This is a genomic window from Skermanella aerolata KACC 11604 (genome assembly GCF_000936425.1).
Lineage (GTDB): Bacteria > Pseudomonadota > Alphaproteobacteria > Azospirillales > Azospirillaceae > Skermanella > Skermanella aerolata.
The window spans coordinates 1-14,739 of record NZ_AVFK01000075.1; the positions used below are offsets into that span (position 1 = coordinate 1).

The 14,739-nt window shown below is 60.1% G+C and carries 13 protein-coding genes; 4 read left to right on the forward strand and 9 right to left on the reverse strand.

What is annotated here, in order from left to right; all coding sequences use genetic code 11:
* Positions 1-323 precede the first annotated feature (323 nt).
* Positions 324-1,460 carry an SbmA/BacA-like family transporter gene (locus tag N826_RS36300; RefSeq protein WP_211099482.1) on the forward strand — a complete coding sequence of 379 codons (1,137 nt, stop codon included), beginning with the start codon at positions 324-326 and terminating at the stop codon, positions 1,458-1,460.
* 240 nt (positions 1,461-1,700) lie between these two features.
* Here the strand turns inward: N826_RS36300 and N826_RS42485 are convergent, their stop codons facing one another.
* The 3 genes from N826_RS42485 to N826_RS36310 form a co-directional block, all read right to left on the reverse strand.
* A complete protein-coding gene (locus N826_RS42485; protein ID WP_084721495.1) occupies positions 1,701-1,865 on the reverse strand; it encodes a DUF3309 family protein in 165 nt (54 codons plus the stop codon).
* A gap of 358 nt (positions 1,866-2,223) precedes the next feature.
* The gene (locus N826_RS36305) at positions 2,224-2,397 is read right to left on the reverse strand and encodes a CsbD family protein (protein ID WP_044437234.1); all 174 of its coding nucleotides are present in this window, start codon (positions 2,395-2,397) and stop codon (positions 2,224-2,226) included.
* 513 nt (positions 2,398-2,910) lie between these two features.
* Positions 2,911-4,038, reverse strand: coding sequence for a cytochrome-c peroxidase (locus tag N826_RS36310; RefSeq protein ID WP_345769891.1), 1,128 nt, complete (start codon positions 4,036-4,038; stop codon positions 2,911-2,913).
* Positions 4,039-4,550: 512 nt separating this feature from the next.
* Here N826_RS36310 and N826_RS36315 point away from each other — a divergent pair.
* Positions 4,551-4,952: a DUF302 domain-containing protein gene (locus N826_RS36315; RefSeq protein ID WP_044437236.1), complete on the forward strand. Its 402-nt coding sequence runs from the start codon at positions 4,551-4,553 to the stop codon at positions 4,950-4,952.
* Positions 4,953-5,129: 177 nt separating this feature from the next.
* On the opposite strand, the gene N826_RS36320 is transcribed toward N826_RS36315, so the two are convergent.
* Together N826_RS36320 and N826_RS36325 are read right to left on the reverse strand one after the other, a co-directional pair.
* Positions 5,130-5,771, reverse strand: coding sequence for a transposase (locus N826_RS36320; protein WP_084721496.1), 642 nt, complete (start codon positions 5,769-5,771; stop codon positions 5,130-5,132).
* A 173-nt stretch (positions 5,772-5,944) separates the two neighbouring features.
* Positions 5,945-8,626, reverse strand: coding sequence for a bifunctional acetate--CoA ligase family protein/GNAT family N-acetyltransferase (locus tag N826_RS36325; protein ID WP_044437255.1), 2,682 nt, complete (start codon positions 8,624-8,626; stop codon positions 5,945-5,947).
* Positions 8,627-8,777: 151 nt separating this feature from the next.
* Between N826_RS36325 and N826_RS36330 the strand changes: the two genes are divergently transcribed.
* Positions 8,778-9,029, forward strand: a complete 252-nt coding sequence (locus tag N826_RS36330; RefSeq protein WP_044437238.1) for an acyl carrier protein — start codon at positions 8,778-8,780, stop codon at positions 9,027-9,029.
* 85 nt (positions 9,030-9,114) lie between these two features.
* Here N826_RS36330 and adhP read toward each other — a convergent pair whose 3' ends face one another.
* On the reverse strand, positions 9,115-10,140 hold the full coding sequence (gene adhP / locus N826_RS36335) for an alcohol dehydrogenase AdhP (protein WP_044437240.1): 1,026 nt from the start codon (positions 10,138-10,140) through the stop codon (positions 9,115-9,117).
* 521 nt (positions 10,141-10,661) lie between these two features.
* On the opposite strand from adhP, the gene N826_RS36340 reads away from it, so the two are divergent.
* On the forward strand, positions 10,662-11,849 hold the full coding sequence (locus N826_RS36340) for a hypothetical protein (RefSeq protein ID WP_147041207.1): 1,188 nt from the start codon (positions 10,662-10,664) through the stop codon (positions 11,847-11,849).
* Between the two features lie 7 nt (positions 11,850-11,856).
* Here the strand turns inward: N826_RS36340 and N826_RS36345 are convergent, their stop codons facing one another.
* From N826_RS36345 to N826_RS36355, 3 genes are all read right to left on the reverse strand, one after another.
* Positions 11,857-13,353 carry a PAS domain-containing sensor histidine kinase gene (locus tag N826_RS36345; RefSeq protein WP_147041208.1) on the reverse strand — a complete coding sequence of 499 codons (1,497 nt, stop codon included), beginning with the start codon at positions 13,351-13,353 and terminating at the stop codon, positions 11,857-11,859.
* 286 nt (positions 13,354-13,639) lie between these two features.
* Positions 13,640-13,834: a universal stress protein gene (locus N826_RS45895; protein ID WP_147041209.1), complete on the reverse strand. Its 195-nt coding sequence runs from the start codon at positions 13,832-13,834 to the stop codon at positions 13,640-13,642.
* A gap of 164 nt (positions 13,835-13,998) precedes the next feature.
* On the reverse strand, positions 13,999-14,442 hold the full coding sequence (locus N826_RS36355; RefSeq protein WP_044437248.1) for a GNAT family N-acetyltransferase: 444 nt from the start codon (positions 14,440-14,442) through the stop codon (positions 13,999-14,001).
* Between the last annotated feature and the right edge of the window lie 297 nt (positions 14,443-14,739).

Below are 14,739 nucleotides of genomic sequence, written 5' to 3' on the forward strand. Positions count from 1 at the left end.
GCAAGCATCACCCAAATACGCTCCTGAAGTCCGCGAGCGCGCAGTGCGGATGGTGTTGGCGCACGAAGGAGAACACATCGCACAATCTCCAGGGTGAGAGGGACTTACGTCACATGGCAATGACGTGCCAGATGCGGGAGGCCGACTATCTCATCAACGTCCTTCAAAGCCAATCCCGGTTTCGAAATGGCTATGGCTGCCTGACTCCCATTCCGTTGACGGTTCCATCGATAACCAAGTCGAATTATAACGAGATATATGCGAGGGTTGACCAATCATTGCATCGATGAAGAGCGCCGCAGGGTGTCTCGGATTCAGGGGGCATGATCATGTATCAGGAGCTGTTGTCAACTCTGGGTCTGAACAGCTACTTCCTGCGGTTCTGGCAATGCGCTTCTGATTTCTGGCGCGGCCCTTCCGCCTGGAAGATATGGACACTGAATGTATTTCTGATCGTCGTTGTATTCCTCGGGCTGTTGACGCAGTACCGATTGAACGTCTGGAATCGTGACTTCTTCAATGCGCTGGAGCGCAGGGACGGGACGGCCATCGGCGAGCAGGCATTGGTGTTCGTGCCCCTGGCTCTCTCCAGCATCGCGCTTGCGATCCTTGGAGTGTGGGGTCGCATGACGACGCAGCGGAAGTGGCGTGAATGGCTGAGCCGGCGTCTGATCGAACAGTGGCTCGTGAATGAAGGTTATCGTCGCCACACGCTCCTGATCGACGACCATCAGACTCCAGAATACCGGATCGCCGAGGACGCCAGGGTGGCGACGGATGCGCCTGTCGACTTCGCGGTGGGACTGTTGACGGCACTGCTGAGTGCCCTTACCTTCATTAACGTTCTTTGGAATGTCGGTGGCGATTTGGATATTAATGCCTTTGGCCGGCACCTTAACTTTCCCGGTTATTTGGTGATCGCCGCGATAGCCTATGCGACGCTCACTACGGCAGGGATGCTTGTAATCGGGCGCCGGCTGGTGCGTGTTTTCGAAGGGAAGAACCAGGCTGAAGCAGAGTTGCGGCGTTCGGCAGCGCGGATTCGGGAGAATGCGCTGCAGGATAATAATGCTGGAGATCGTAAGGAATTGCAGGCGTCACTGGAGCATGTCATCGCTCGATGGCGGGATCTATGCTGGCAACTTATGCAAACAACTTTAATCTCACATGGTAGTTTTCTATTGGCCCCAGGCGTCGCGTTGACCCTTTGTGCGCCAAAATATCTTGCCGGCACAATGTCGCTGGGTGAGGTCACACAGGCCGCAGCGGCGTTCGTAATAGTGCAGGCCGCATTCAACTGGCTCGTCGACAATTATCCCCGTTTCGCCGACTGGGTCTCATCGGCTAACCGCGTGGGCTCGCTTCTGATATCACTTGACGAACTCGATCGCCAACCGCGGACACTGGATGCCGCAACCGGCATATCCGTGACCGAAGATCATACCTCTGCGGTTCGTTGACACCGGACCTCTCAGTGGTTGTAGCACCACCCGCGTGCTGCTGAAGATCCACCCCTGCAGCTGGCTGCTGCGGTATCGAATGGATTCAGCGATCCAGTGCGCCATAACGGTCTCTCTGGCCCGCAACCGTTCATCAAAGCATGTCTTGAGGTTGAGGTAAGTATAAACCTAATACCTCCCGATACAAGCAGCAACCCTTCGGGTGGGCCGCTTCTGACGGTATGAACAACTCCTGTCACATCAGAGTCGACCCATGAGAACCAGCACGACAAGGATGATCAGGATGACGCCAATGACACCAACGCCACCGTGACCGTAGCCATAACCGTAGCCACCAAAGCGGCCACTGAAGCCACCAAGCAGGAAGATGATGAGGATAACGATGAGTATAAGCCCAATCGACATGATCTATCCTCAATTATGAAGGCAGTTGAACATCGAACCTTGTCGAGCTCCGCTGGGAAAACGCTGCATTACTTCATCTCCATGGAAGTACCATCCTTGCCAACATCAATCTCCATATCGTTTGTTGGCGTTCTTTTCTGATGTGCAGACATGTCCGTTGCAACGATACAAGCCCTCGAAGCAAACCCGAGTCCGCATTATGCTCCCAAGCGGGGTCTCTTACCAAATCCCGAAGCAGAGGCATTGATGCTTGGTGTTTGGCGCGTTAGACGTGCCTGCTACCTGAGCATATTCGTCATCTTCACCGACTAAGAATAAGATCCAATTTCAATTAGAGCGGACCAAAAGCTCGTGATGCCTATTCTCCTTTAAGTGCATCTTTGACACCACCGGCCGCGTTCTGAACCTTGCCCTGGATCTCATCGGCCTTGCCCTCTGCTTCCAGCTTGGCGTCACCGAGCATCTTGCCGGCGGCCTCCTTGATCTTGCCTTTGACTACTTTCGCGGACCCGACAACACGGTCCTTATCCATGATTTTGTCCTCCATGACGTTGTGAAGTCCACCAGAAGAAAACCAGAAGAAAAGTGGACTGAAACTTGACTATGATGTGGGATAAACTTGTTTGCCTTGATCTGAGTTAAGTTCATCCGTCTGAGGCCTATGCGTGTTTATCAGGACTGTCGAGCTTATCGGAGGTCTGACCTGGCCCCCGTGCAGCGCCTCCCATAGCGCCTGAATTATGCCGCCGACGTTTCCTGCTGGCGACGCCAATTTTTCTCGAACGCCATCGGGCCTGTGTAGCCCAGGGTAGAATGCATTCTGTTCCGGCCGTAGAAGGTCAGCTAGTCAACAACCGGCATCGTCAAGTTTATGAGCGAAGGCAGAGGGTTAGGCGAGCTTTGCGTAACAGGGGCAAAAGTCCGGGCGTTCAGGCCATACCGCAGACCTGATCCCAGTAATGGTGCAGGTCGTCCGCCACGGCGCCGGCTGCCACGAACACCACGACTACGAAAAGGAACATCCGAATCCGCATGGTTCCCGGCCTCAGTTCTGCGGCCGCAGACCCTGGAACACAGGCTGAAGATGTGGCGCCGGACCGCCGGTCCCGATCGCGGGCAGGACCGGCAGTTCCGTCCGCGGCATCTCGCCGATCAGGCTGTCGAGGAAGTCGGTGATGGCGGCGATCTCCCGGTCGTCCAGGGCCGCTCCCAACTGCGAGCGGCCCATCACCGCCACGGCCTGTTCCAGGTCCCAGACCGTTCCACTGTGAAAATAGGGCGGCGTCAGGGTGATATTGCGCAGCGTCGGCACCTTGAAGACGTACTCGTCGCTTGCCGTCTTGGTAACCTGGTAGCGGCCGGGGTCACCCTGGGGCAGGATCTCCGCGCCGGGCTTCTCCACCACGCCGAAGGGCTGGTAGCTGTTGCCGCCCAGGTTGATGCCGTTGTGGCAGGCGGCGCAGCCCTTCTCCATGAACAGGCCCAGACCGGCCTTTTCACGGTCGGTCAGCGCAGCCTTGTCACCGCGCAGGAATTTGTCGAAGCGGGCGTTCGGCGTGATCAGCGTCGCTTCGTAGGCTTCGATGGCGCGCGCCATGTTCTGGAAGTTCACCGCATCCTTCTCGTCCGGGAACACTGCGGCGAAGCGCCGGCCGTATTCCGGGATGGCGTTCAGGGTGGCGACCACGTCGGCAGGCTTGCTGTTCATCTCGACTGCCGCCTGGACCGGACCTTGGGCTTGCTCCATCAGATCCTTGGCGCGGCCGTCCCAGAACTGGGCGAAGTTGAACACCGAGTTAAGCACCGTCGGCGCATTGCGCCCGCCCCGGTGCCAGCCATGGCCGATGGAGGTCGGCTGAAGGTCGACGCCCCCGGTCGCCATGTTGTGGCACGAATTGCAACTGAGAAACCAACTGGCGGACAGGCGCGGCTCGAAGAACAGCATCTTCCCGAGTTCGATCTTTTCCACGGTCAACGGATTGCCGGGCAACTGCGGCGGTTCTGGCGGGATCGGCTCGAATAGGCCGCTGGCTTGTTCCAGCAGGGCAGCGTCGCGTGCGGCATCCGCCCGGGCGCTTCCAACGGATAAGGACGCGACGATACCCAAGGTGACGATGAGTGCGCCGCTTCCGACGGTAAATGTCCGGCAGAGCGTTAGGGCCTTGGACATCATGGCGGTGTTCCTGACATCAGCCTGAATGTGGATCGGGAATGAGACATCCCAGGCTACGCCGACCGCTCCATCCCCATGGGCATGACGGAAGGTGATGCGACAACGCGCCACACGCCTGCGATGCATATCCCATTGCTGTATTCGCCACGCTGGATCACATCGACCTGATCGCCCACCTTGGTTGAGGGCGCGAACCGAGGAAGACGGTTCGCCCAGGAGGTTGGGGCACACAATTAAGTCAGAGGCGCCTATGTCGCCATGGCGGCGTGACGCAATGCCGACAGGCTCCATCAGGTCCAGCACGGTTCAGCAAGGATATGAGGGTCCGAAGCAGGTGTGCGGCCAGTTCGGCCGCAATGAGCGAAACAAGACCTTTTCTCACGAGCGGGCAGCGATCTACAGCGGATGACTTCCGTGATGAGTCGCTGTCATATCTTCCAGCAAGAGAATAAAGGTATGATGTGACGGTGCATCGTCGGCTGCAGCAGCCGACTGGAAAGAGGACATGGGCAATGAGCTACCATTTCTCGAAAACCCTCGACATGTCATTTGACGAAGCCCTCTCGGCTACGACCGAGTCCTTGAAGAGGCACGGCTTCGGTGTCCTGACCGAGATCGACGTCAAGGAAACCCTGAAGAAGAAACTCGGCGTCGATTTCCGTCCATATCGCATTCTGGGCGCCTGCAATCCGAAGATGGCCTATCAGGCGCTCCAGGCTGAGGACAAGATCGGGACCATGCTGCCATGCAATGTCATCGTCCAGCAGCATGAGGATGGCAGGATCGAGGTTTCAGCGGTGGACCCGGTTGCCTCCATGCAGGCAATTCAGAACCCCGCTTTAGCAGACACCGCTGGAGAGGTGCGGGATATGCTCAGAAGCGCTATCGGGGGTCTCGGCATTAAACAACTTTAAGGAAGGTATGGCTTTTCCGCCGGGTGCTAACCCGGATTATTCATGGGGGGCTGGGAGAGACACTTCCCAAGGCTGCATCCCTGCATTTGGTCAAGGGGGACCGTGGCGCGGAACGCGCGTCTGACTTGTCTTGAGGGTTGGCGGGATGGCGAGGTCGCGGGCATATCGCCCGGTCTGTTACGGCGGGAGTTTCGCCACGCGTCCGGACAGCAGGCGCAGACTGTCGGGATAGGGGAAGTTCGTTGGCAGGGCGATCCTGATCCGGGTCGCCGTCTCCTCGATCCGGCCGGCGACCTTTAACAGGTTGCACCGGATGATGTCGAACTGGGCCTTGCGCCAGAACGAGGTCTTGGGCGCCAGTTCCCGCAGACCGTGGAGCAGCCAGTAGGCAGCGGTATGGATCAGAAGCCGGAACTGGTTGGCGGTGGCTTTGGTGCATGAGGTCCGGTCGGACGCCAGATGCAGCTTGTGGGCCTTGATCAGGTTTTCCATCTGGCCGCGCTGGCAATAATTCCGTTCGTACAGGGCTTGGGGTGTGCCGGTCAGGTTGGCAACGATGAAGCGGCAGTCCGCCCCCATAGGTGATACTTCTATCCGCGCGATGACGCGGCGTTCGCATTTCCAGCTCTTGGCGCCATAGCGGAACTCGTCGTAGCGCCGCACCTTCGCCGCTTTATCCTCGAGGTCGAGCCGGGCCAGGGCGGCGTCCTCGGTCAGGTCGCGCACCGTCGCCTTCAGTACCGTGTTGATGCCGAGGCCAAGGATGTAGCCGACGCCGTTGGCCTCACACCACGCCATCGCCTCTCCCAAACCCATCATGAATAATCCGGGCTAGGTCGATGTCTCGTGTCAGAGGTACGGTTTCCTAAATCTCCCGCGCGAACTAACCTTCGCCCCGCGAAGCTGGTTTGATTCAGGTTAAGGAGAAACTCAGGAAGAGGAAGCGTTGAAGATGGCATGCATGTGGTGCGGCTGGCACCCGACCGCCGGCATCACACATGCAGCCTCACAATCCGGATGGCCGGATCATCCGGGTCTGGCCGTTCCTCGAAGCCGAGCAGGCGGCATATGCCGAGCATGGCCTTGTTCTCGCGCAGCACGTGGCCGACGATCATCCCGATCCCGCGCCGGCGCGCATGCTCGATCAGGCGGCGCATCAGCAGCATGCCCAGCCCCATGCCGGTCATGTCGTCGCGGACGGTCAGCGCGAATTCCGCCTCGATGTTGTCGGGATCGGCGCTCAACCGTCCTACCGCGTAGATCTGCGCCGTCTCCGCCACCTCACGGTCGGCGAGAACGAGCGCCATCTGCCGGTCGTAGTCGATCTGCGTGAAGCTGGCCGCCGTCTCGTGCGTGAGTTCCTTGACCGGTGCGAAGAAGCGCAGGCGGACGGCTTCGGGCGACAGCTTCCGGAACGCGGCGATCAGAGCCTGTTCGTCCTCGGGCCGGATCGGCCGCAGCAGGAGCTGGCGACCATCGGCGAGTTCGATCTCTTCTTCGAGTTCACACGGATAAGGGCGGATAGCGAGGCGCCGCTCGGCCGGCAGAGCCGTGGGAGCGACCCGGATCCTGCCATCCAGGGCAATCACCCCTTGGCTGTCGACAAGCAGCGGGTTGATATCAAGCTCGACGATCTCCGCCATGTCGATCACCAACTGCGCGACCTTGATCAGGGTTACGGCGATCGAATAGAGGTCGGCCGGCGGGCAGTCACGATAGCCTTGAAGCAGGCGGTGGACGCGCGTCTGGGCCATCAGGTCGTGGGCGAGGCGCATGTTGAGCGGAGGGAGCGCCAGCGCGCGGTCGGCAACGACGTTGGCCGAGGTCCCTCCTTGCCCGAAGAGGATCACGGGGCCGAACTGCGGGTCTTCCGTAGCACCCACGATCAGCTCCCATGAATGCGGCCGGCGGATCATCGGCTGCACGGAGAAATTCTCGACCGCTGCATCCGGTGCGGCTCCGGCGATGCGGGCGAGCATGGCGGCGGCGGCGTTTCTCACCTGCCCTTCATCGCCCAAGCCCAGGACAACGCCACCGACCTCCGACTTATGGACGATGTCGTGGGATACGATCTTCAGCGCGACCGGGAAGCCGATCTCCTTGGCGGCGGCCACCGCCTCGTCCACGCCCGACGCAATGCGCGTCGTGGCCACGGGAATCCCGTAGGCGGCGAAGACCGCCTTCGCCTCCGCTTCGCCGAGCCAGGACCGTTCCTCCGCCAGCGCGCGGTCGATCACGGCCCGCACCGCACCGCGATCCGGGGTGACTTGCTCCGGTACCGATGGCGGCGTCTCCATGAGCGCCCGGCGGCTATCGCCGTAGCGGACCAGATGCATGAACGCGGTCACCGCATCGCCTGGCGTGCCATAGGCGGGTACACCCTCCGTCTCCAGATGATGGCGGCCCTCGGCGACCTGTGGACTATCGCCAACCCAGCACGCCATGAGGGGAACGCGGGACCGCTTGGCAGTGACGGCCACCGATCTGGCCGCCTCGATAGGCGTGGTGAGGGCGGTCGGGCAGTGGAGCGCCAGGACCGCGTCGATGTGCGGATCTTTCAGCAGGGCGGCGAGCGCGTCGCCATAGCGCTGTCCCGACGCATCGCCGAGGATGTCCACCGGGTTGCCATGGCTCCAGCAGGATGGCAGGACCTCATCGAGCGCACGGATCGTCGCGGGCGCCAGATCGGCAAGCCGGCCGCCTTCCTCCATCAGGGCGTCGGTCGCCAGCACACCGAACCCACCGCCGTTACTCAGGATCGCCAGGCGATCGCCGCGGAGCGGCGCCACCCGCCCCAGGAGTTCGGCCGCGTCGAACATCTCGCGCAGCGTTCCCACACGGAGCATGCCGGCCCGGCGGAACGCGGCTGAATACACGGCATCGACACCGGCAAGTGCGCCTGTGTGGGAAGCGACGGCCCGTGCGCCTTCCGGATGGCGACCGGCCTTGAGAACGATGACCGGCTTGTGCCGGCTGGCGGCCCGCGCGGCGGACATGAACTTCCGCGCATGAGTGAGCGCTTCCACGTAGAGGAGGATGGAAGCGGTCCCGGCATCCTGCGCCAGGTAGTCGAGCAGATCACCGAAATCGACATCGGCCATGGCGCCGACCGAAACCAGATGGGAAAAGCCGATGTTCCGCACCGACGCCCAGTCAAGGATGCCGGTCATGATGGCGCCGGATTGACTAACGAGCGCCAGGGTCCCCGGTTTCGCTCCAATCGGCGCGAAGGTCGCGTCGAGACGGTGCCCAGGGCTGATGACACCCAGGCAGTTGGGACCGACGATGCGCAGCATGTGGGGCCGTGCGGCGTCGAGCATGGCCTGCTGAAGAGCCGGGCCAGCACCCATGGCATTCTCCGCGAACCCCGCGCTGATCACCACCACCGCTTTGCAGCCGCGTTCACCGAGAGCGGCGATGATGCCCGGAACGGTATCCGGCGGCGTGACCAGAACGGCAAGATCGGGTGCGGCCGGGAGGCCGGCGACGTTCGCATAGCAACCTAGTCCGCTGACCTCGGTGTATTTGGGATTGACCGGCATGATCGGTCCGGCAAATGCGGCGTCCTGCAGGTTTCGCAGGATCGCTGCTCCCAGGGAGGATGGCTGGTCACTGGCGCCGATCAACGCCACCGATGCGGGTTTGAGCAGATGCTCCAGGTTGCGTCCAGTCATCGGCATCCTCGCATTGTTCGAGGCAGATGCCATTGATTTTGGACGAAGAGCACCGGGACCATCATGATGCAGATCAATGCAACGTCCTTCATCCGGCACATTGTTCAGGCATTGGGGCCTTGTCGAACCCCGTTGGGGAGGAAGCGCTGATATGACCGAGCAGGAGATTCTGGATCGGGTGCTTGGAGCACTCGCATGCGTGGCACCGGAAATCGAAAACCAGCCAATCGATCCGGCCAAATTCCTTCGGGATCAGGTCGAGATCGACTCCATGGACTTCCTCAACTTCGTGAACGCCCTGCGTACGACGTTCCTGATCGATGTCCCGGAGGATGTTTACCCGCGTTTGGCAAGCATCGACGGATGCGTCCGATACATCAAGGCGCAGCTTATGGCCCGCTGACACGGTTTCCCCAGGACAGTCATGCAGTGGCAGGCCTCACCTTCGGGAATTCTCCTTGGCCCCATCCTCGGCTTCCGGCACCGGATCAGGCGATCTCCATGACGATGCGCCCGTCGATGTGGCCGGTCTTCATCCGTTCGAAGATCCCGTTGATGTTGTCGAGCTTGTCCGGTGCGAAATGGACCTTCACCTTGCCCTCGGCGGCGAAGGCGAGACACTCCCGCAGGTCCATGCGGGTGCCGACGATGGAGCCGCGCACGGTCTTGGCGTTGAGGACGACATCGAAGATCGGCAGGGGAAAGTCGCCCGGCGGAATGCCGACGAGGGCCATGGTGCCGCGCTTGTGCAGCATGCCGAGCCCTTGGCCAAAGGCCGGGCGGGAAACGGCGGTCACGAGAACGCCGTGGGCGCCGCGGATCTCCTTCTGAACCCGGGCAACCGGATCCTCCTCGGCGGCATTGATGGTCATGTCAGCCCCCAGACCACGCGCCAGATCCAGCTTTTCAGGGGCGATATCGACCGCGATCACGTGCAGGCCCATGGCCTTGGCATACTGGACCGCCATGTGACCCAGACCGCCGATGCCGGAAACCACCACCCAGTCGCCGGGCTTGGTATCGGTCATCTTCAGACCCTTGTACACCGTGATCCCGGCGCATAGGATCGGAGCCGCTGCGGCGAAGTCCAGCCCGGTGGGCAGATGGGCGACATAATCCGGATCGGCCAGCACATACTGCGCGAAGCCGCCGTTGACCGAATAGCCGGTGTTCTGCTGGCCGTCGCACAGCGTTTCCCAGCTGGTCATGCAATATTCGCAATGGCCGCAGGCCGTGTGCAGCCAGGGAACGCCGACCCGGTCGCCCTCCTTAACCGTGGTCACGCCAGGGCCGACCTTTGCGACGGTGCCGGCGCCCTCATGGCCCGGAATGAACGGCAGCGGCGGCTTGACCGGCCAATCGCCTTCGGCGGCGTGGAGATCGGTGTGACACACTCCGCAGGCCTCGACCTTGACCAGGATCCGGCCCGGCCGCACTTCGGGAACCGGCACCTCCTCAATGACCAGCGGTTTGCCATACTCATGGACGACCGCCGCCTTCATCGTCTCCGCCATGTTCGATCCTCACCTTCTGTGGGACGTTTCCGGCCAGATTGGCAGAGTCTGGCCGGTGCGCCTTGATCCAGATCATGTCTTCGGGTGGCTCGTCCATTCGACCTTGTCCGCGTGCAGCGACTTCACTGCACCATCAGGGATGGGGCACTTTCAGGGATGTGAAGGTGTCGGCTGATCCTGGTATCTTGGTGGGAGCAGCCAGCATACCAAGCCCACACCCTGTAGTTCCCCGCCTGCATCAAAGTTGCGAATGGGCCGGACTGCAACGCTGTTAACTTGGATCAACTGCGGTTGCCTTGCTTCCGTCTATGTTGACCTCGCGTCAACGGTGAATTTCGGTAGCCCAGATGGCAAAATCGATAGAATCACATTCCTTGAATGCAAGGCAAATCCACAAAATTTCGATTGACGACTTGGCCGCTGGCGCGAATAGCAAACAAACGGTCAGGTCTACTACTGAGAGAATACGGTTCGCTGTTTCGGTATACATCGTAACACTCGGAGTTCTGGCCTTTCAATTCATGAACAACCTGAGGGAGGTCGACGCCTTCAAAACGGTTCATTGGGTCTGGAACTATGAACTTGGCTTCGTCAAGCGGGCGTTGCCCGGTGCCACGGCAGAGTGGCTCCTAGGCCAAAGGATAAACGGCCAGGACACCATTCTCTACATATCCTCGACCGTCGTTCTGACGGTTTTCCTCGCCTATGCTGCATTTGCAGCCGTAGTGGCTTATGGCAGACCCACCCCTCGAGTAGCAGTCATCGCACTCTCGGGTGCTCTCCTCCAGCCTGCCCTGCCCAACTTCGCCTTCGACCTTGGCCGGTTCGACGCGATCAACTTTCTCCTGTTTCTTCTTGCCTGCCATGCAATCGTCTCTGGCAGCCGACAGTTGGCCGTGACGGCTGTCGCCACGTGCGGTTCGGTCGCCATGCTGGTGCACGAGGCCTTCCTGATCATGCACCTGCCCCTGCTGCTGGCCGTCCTTACGATGCGCCTGGCAACGGTAGACGGACTGCGAGGAAGGTCGCTGGTCGCGACAGTAATGATAGCGGCGGCGCTGCCCCTTGCCGCGTTCGCGGTTGTTTGGGTACTTGGCTCCCCTTCGGTTCCCCAGACCGAATGGAGAGCACATTGGAACGCGCAGCTGACTCAATCCAACATCTACACGGATAGCGCGCTGGAACTCCATTACGCCGGCATAGCCGAGGACGTGAGAATCACGATGAGCTACTTCAGCCTCATCGGGCTCATCATGGGCATAGCCACCGTGGCTGCGGCGACAGGGGTCGCGGCGGCAGTCTGGAGGTACTGGATACCCGATGGGATCAGATGGGAAAGGCTGACCTGCTTCGTTGCGGCGTTGATGCCGGTCCTCATGTTCCCCCTGGGGCTTGATTTCCTGCGCTGGTCCTCGGCAGTGACACTCAACTTTCTCATCGCAGCCCTGTGCCTGTCGTGCCTGATCCGGCCCCCGGCCGATGACAGCCTCGAGCCGCGGCATATGGGTTGGTTGGTCAGTCACAGCGGCAGGAGCACCCTCCGCGTCATGCTGGTGGCCCTTGCCTATGTCTACTTGATGTCTCCGCAATCTGCGGGCATCACGACGTTGCGATTGCCGCGGCCATTCAACTGCCTGTACGGCAGCCATGGAACGGGGATCGTGAATACTGTCGATTGCGCTGCCAACGATCTTGGGGTTGAGCAGTAAAACCATCTCAACGGAGCTGTTCCGCAGTCTGTTCAGATGTTCCCGCCACGGGCACCTCCTCAACCCGAAACACCGTTCCTTTGCCCGGCGTAGAAGAGACGCCGATACGGTGTCCGAGCAGGGTCGTCAGGCGATCAACCACGGCCAGCCCAATACCGAATCCCTCGATGGCCCTGTGGGTCTTGCTGTGGCTTCGGTGAAACTCACGGAAGATTTCGCCGAACTGATCCGGTGGTATGCCGATGCCGGTATCCCAAATCTCAACGGTGACCGTCGCTCCATGCCGTCGGCATCCGATCAGCACCCGTCCGCGATCCGTGTACCTGATAGCGTTGGAAATCAGGTTTCGCAGTATGCGTTCCAGCAGAAGCGGATCGCTGTACACTTCGATGCCCGTCTCGACGACGATCAGGTCCAAGCCCTTCTCGGTCGCTTGAGGCGCGAACTCTCCGCCAAGCCTCCTGAGCAGGTCGCCCAACGGCATCGGTCCGATGCTTGGTTCAACCACCCCCGCATCGAGTTTGGACAGGTGGATGACTGCCTCCAGCAGGTTCGCCAGCGACAATACCGACTGCTGGATCAATCTGACAAGATTCCTGGAAGAGGGTTCGACCACGCGGTTGTCCAGGAGCTTGGCGAACAGGGCAACGGCTTGGATGGGCTGACGAAGGTCATGGCTGGCGGCGGCCAGAAAGCTCGTCTTCGCCCGGTTCGCCTGCTCGGCCGCCAGCTTGTCCGCCAAGAGGCCCTCCTCCACCCGCTTCTGCTCGGTCACGTCCCGAGCTATACACAGGATCCCCATGATCTCGCCGCTCTCGGACCGCAGCGGCATCTTGAACTTCTCGAGGATCGTTCCGCCTGCGGCCAGCCGGAGCGGTTGCTCGATGGTCACCAGGTTTTCACCGGTCCGCATGATCCGCTCATCTTCGCGGCGGACTGCCTCTGCATCGGCCGGGGCCATGATGTCGTGGTCGGTGATGCCAGGGACAGCACGGGACGAGCGAAGACCGACCACCTCAGCAAATATCCGATTGCCGCCGAGGTACCGGGATTGCCGATCTTTCCAATAAATGGCGTAAGGTAACTGATTGAGGATCCGCCAAAGCGAGTCACTGCCCTCTGCCGGCCCAGTTTCCCTCAAGGGACCCGTCATCCTCTTGGCGTGGATCACCGCTCCGGACACCAGTCCGGCTTCCTTAGTGATCGGTCTTACCACGATGTTGAACCACCGGTTTTGATTGCAGAGTTCGATGGTAAGAGGCCTACCCGAGATAACGACCGATGCGACCGCATTGTGCAGAGGGAGACTGTTCGATCCGGCGATCTTGCCGATCGATTGGCCGTGGATGGCTCCAAGCGGAACGGTGAGGAAGTCAGCGGCCGCGTCGCTGAATGCTTCAACTCTGCCCTTGCGGTCTACAAGCAGCAAGGGATCCTGGACCGTGCTCAGTACGGTGAGTAAAAGATCTGGCGACAGAATATCGCGGTCGAGAGATGTCGTCACTGCCTGCACACCTTTTATTCCAAGGTTGATTGAACTTTAGCCGTGTTCGAAGTGACTACGATGGTTGACCAAAGGAGTTTAAACCAAGGATTGATAAGATGCGGCGATGTGGACTATATTTACCTCGTATAATGAGCTTATTTGACGGCAATCTGAAATACCATCATTGATGGCAACACGCATGGCCGCCGGGAGCCGAGCCCGTCGATCAGTGGGCCATCAGGACCGGAACCGCCATATGGCTAAGGACATGCCGTGTGGCGCCGCCCAGGATCCATTCGCTCAACTACGACCGTCCATAAGCCCCCATGACGATGAGATCGCCTGCTTCCCGAGGCGCCGCAGCCAGGATGGCGCTTCCCGCATCGCCGTCTTCGGCCCCGATCGGCTTGATGGACACCGGAGCACCGTGCGACGAGATCGCCCCCAGCAGGTCGAGCGCTGGCCACCGTGTGACGGAGGGGTAGGTGTGACTCGGCAAGGACGAATGACCCTGAATCGGCAAGGGGTCATTCGCCGCAAGTCGTTGTTTCGCCATGACTTCGCATGCTCGACCAAGTGTCATGCAGATGCCGATAGAGGGTCTGAGTCGACGCCGATTCACAGCTATCGGAATGTCTGAAATGAGTCGGAAGCGGACGTAGGTCAGTAGGCCTTCATAGCCAAATGAGGCATGTCGGCATCCGTAAATTGCGGACCGAAGGCGACAAACCCTAGCTTCTCGTAGAAGCCGAGCTTATCAACCTGAGCCGTCAGGTAGAAGCGACCAACACCGACCTCTCGGCAAAACTCCATCGCTGAGGCCATCATACTCCGTGCGATGCCTAATCCACGACGTTCGCGACGCACGGCGACCCGGCCGATCTTGGCATGCTCCAGTTTGAAGACGACCCGCAAAGTTCCGACGAGTTCGCCCGCGTGGAAGGCTACCAAATGGGTCGCGATCGGATCGTCCTCATCGATCTCTTCCTCTACGGGAACGCCTTGCTCTACTACGAAAACTTCATGGCGAAGCTCTAGCGCTGCTTTGCCAAGAGCCGAAGAGGCAGGCACCCGGGTGACGTGAATTTCTGATGATGCCGCTAACATTGATCCTGTACTCCTGCTTCCGCTGATACCAGAGCACGTGGCCGGTAATACCCTTTCCGTCCGAACGCTTCGATCATAGTGGGTTCAAATTGGCTGGAACACATGGTTTATGATAGAAGTGATCTCTCCAAGAGCATGTTGAGGTGAAGGTTTGAGAAAATAGCGGCAAATTTCAGATTATCTGCTCCAGGCTTTTTGCCAATCTCTCGTTGAAGATTCGGCTCATGGCCATGTAGATGAAGTTCTTCCCCTTGCCATCTATCAGTTCAGGTGCGCGCTCCAGAGCTGAGGAAGCGG

Coding starts and splice junctions, on each gene's coding strand:
- N826_RS36315 (WP_044437236.1), top strand. CDS start 4,551: ATGAGCTACCATTTCTCGAAAACCCTCGACATGTCATTTGACGAAGCC.
- N826_RS36355 (WP_044437248.1), bottom strand. CDS start 14,442: ATGTTAGCGGCATCATCAGAAATTCACGTCACCCGGGTGCCTGCCTCT.
- N826_RS36330 (WP_044437238.1), top strand. CDS start 8,778: ATGACCGAGCAGGAGATTCTGGATCGGGTGCTTGGAGCACTCGCATGC.
- N826_RS36300 (WP_211099482.1), top strand. CDS start 324: ATGATCATGTATCAGGAGCTGTTGTCAACTCTGGGTCTGAACAGCTAC.
- N826_RS42485 (WP_084721495.1), bottom strand. CDS start 1,865: ATGTCGATTGGGCTTATACTCATCGTTATCCTCATCATCTTCCTGCTT.
- N826_RS36340 (WP_147041207.1), top strand. CDS start 10,662: ATGAACAACCTGAGGGAGGTCGACGCCTTCAAAACGGTTCATTGGGTC.
- N826_RS36325 (WP_044437255.1), bottom strand. CDS start 8,626: ATGACTGGACGCAACCTGGAGCATCTGCTCAAACCCGCATCGGTGGCG.
- N826_RS36305 (WP_044437234.1), bottom strand. CDS start 2,397: ATGGATAAGGACCGTGTTGTCGGGTCCGCGAAAGTAGTCAAAGGCAAG.
- adhP (WP_044437240.1), bottom strand. CDS start 10,140: ATGGCGGAGACGATGAAGGCGGCGGTCGTCCATGAGTATGGCAAACCG.
- N826_RS36320 (WP_084721496.1), bottom strand. CDS start 5,771: ATGATGGGTTTGGGAGAGGCGATGGCGTGGTGTGAGGCCAACGGCGTC.
- N826_RS36310 (WP_345769891.1), bottom strand. CDS start 4,038: ATGATGTCCAAGGCCCTAACGCTCTGCCGGACATTTACCGTCGGAAGC.